The sequence below is a fragment of the Pseudomonas sp. P5_A2_2 genome (genome assembly GCF_054177685.1).
In genome coordinates, this window is the sequence record NZ_JBGCUL010000923.1 from 1 (window position 1) to 1,733 (window position 1,733).

Annotated in this window: 2 protein-coding genes and 1 pseudogene; 1 reads left to right on the plus strand and 2 read right to left on the minus strand. The window is 57.9% G+C overall.

Annotation, left to right across the window (positions count from 1 at the left end; all coding sequences use genetic code 11):
- The coding region (locus ACXRVY_RS27365) for a sensor domain-containing diguanylate cyclase (RefSeq protein ID WP_458238764.1) at positions 1–1,036 on the plus strand (1,036 nt) is incomplete at its 5' end.
- A 2-nt stretch (positions 1,037–1,038) separates the two neighbouring features.
- On the opposite strand, the pseudogene ACXRVY_RS27370 reads toward ACXRVY_RS27365, so the two are convergent.
- A pseudogene (locus tag ACXRVY_RS27370) lies at positions 1,039–1,278 on the minus strand (hypothetical protein); the annotation flags it as partial.
- 46 nt (positions 1,279–1,324) lie between these two features.
- On the minus strand, positions 1,325–1,733 hold a 409-nt coding region (locus ACXRVY_RS27375), incomplete at its 5' end, for a hypothetical protein (protein WP_458238765.1).

A 1,733-nucleotide genomic window follows, 5' to 3' on the forward strand; every position in this document is an offset into this window, starting at 1 on the left:
CATGACGGTTTCGCGCCGGGTCAATCATCCCGATGGCAGCTTTGCCGGCGTGGCGCTGGCGACGATTTACCTCAGCCATTTCCTGCAACTCTACGACAGCATCGACATGGGCAGTAATGGCGTGATCAACCTGATCGCCGACAATTCCAGCATTGTCATCCGCAGACCCTTCAAGGAGACGGATATCGGCTCCAGCCTCGCCAAGAGCCCATTGTTCACTCAGTTGTTGCCCAAGGGCGACACGGGTACGGCCACGATCAGGTCGATTGTCGATGGTGTCGAGCGGGTGATAGGGTACCGCCGGGTCGAGGATTATCCGCTGATCGTTTTTACCGCGCTGAACAAGGATGAAGTGCTTGCCGGTTGGCGCCGGGAAACCCTGCTCAGCGTCTGCATCGTCACGCTGTTGCTGAGTTTTCTCGGGGTACTGGGGTTGCGGCTTATCAAGCTGATGAAGCAGCAGAATCTGGTGCAGGTCGAGTTGCTGGACACCCAGGACAAGCTTCTGGAGGTCAATCGCAACCTCGAGGGCCTGGCCCTCAAGGACGGGCTGACGGGGTTGGCCAACCGGCGTCAGCTCGACGCTTTCATCGATGCCGAAATGGGGCGCGCCCGACGCAGCCAGGCCGGGTTGGCGCTGCTGATGATCGATGTCGATCATTTCAAACCGTTCAACGACCGCTACGGCCACCTGGCCGGTGATGAGTGTTTGCGCAAGGTCAGTGCGATCATCACGGACAACATCAAGCGCCCCGGTGACCTGGCCGCCCGTTATGGTGGCGAAGAGTTCGCCGTGGTGCTGCCTGGCTCCGATTACGTGGGGGCATTTCTGGTGGCGGAGAAAATCCGCCGCGCGGTGCTACAGGCCGAAATTGCTCATAGTGACAGCCCGCAAGGTACCGTGACTGTCAGCGTCGGCGTGTGTGCCAGCAATGCCGATTCCCAGGTCCGCCCCGAAGACTTGTTTGGTGCGGCAGACAAGGCGCTGTACGTGGCCAAGGCCAGTGGGCGGAACATGAGCGTGATTGCCAACTGAGGGTCCTGCATCAGCCGCGCCGCTTCGCTGACCAGCAGTTCACCCGCCGGCGTCAGTTGTAAACGGTAGCGGCGGCGATCGAACAGCAACGCATCGAAGCGCTCCTCCAGTTGCCGGACAACCTCGCAGCGGCCACTGAATTTCGCTGTCTTCTCTACAAGCTCAGGCAGTTCATCTAAATGCAGAAGTAACGATGTATCGCTGTTTTCAGGTGTTTCAGTGAGTTGACCGATCACAATGATCGCCTCCTGTAAAGAGTGTGCCTTAACACTGCACCACTACTTGCAATTACTTTCCGATGGCAAGTAACTCGTCCAATGCCTGCTTGAAGCTGACCAGCAGGCTTTGCACACAATCTTCAGGAATGGCGTCACGGTAGTAGGAAAGACTGCCGACCAATCCGCTTTCGGTACGTAGTGTGTTAAGCGAAACATCGGTCTTGATCCCGCTGGACGGAACCCCGATACCGTGGAGCTGTGATGTGCCTAATTGGCGCTGCCGCGAGGGATAGTTATGGTGGTTATACCAATAGGGAAATCGGGAGCCGTAAGCGACAGCGCGGGGCGAACAGTGCGCCTCAAAAATATGCGGCGGCAGCATGGCGTGGCCATAGGCATCCAACACACAATGATTGACCTGCTCCAGCAGCCGCAGAGAAGACGACCATTCACAAAGCCGGGGGCGAATCACCATGGGG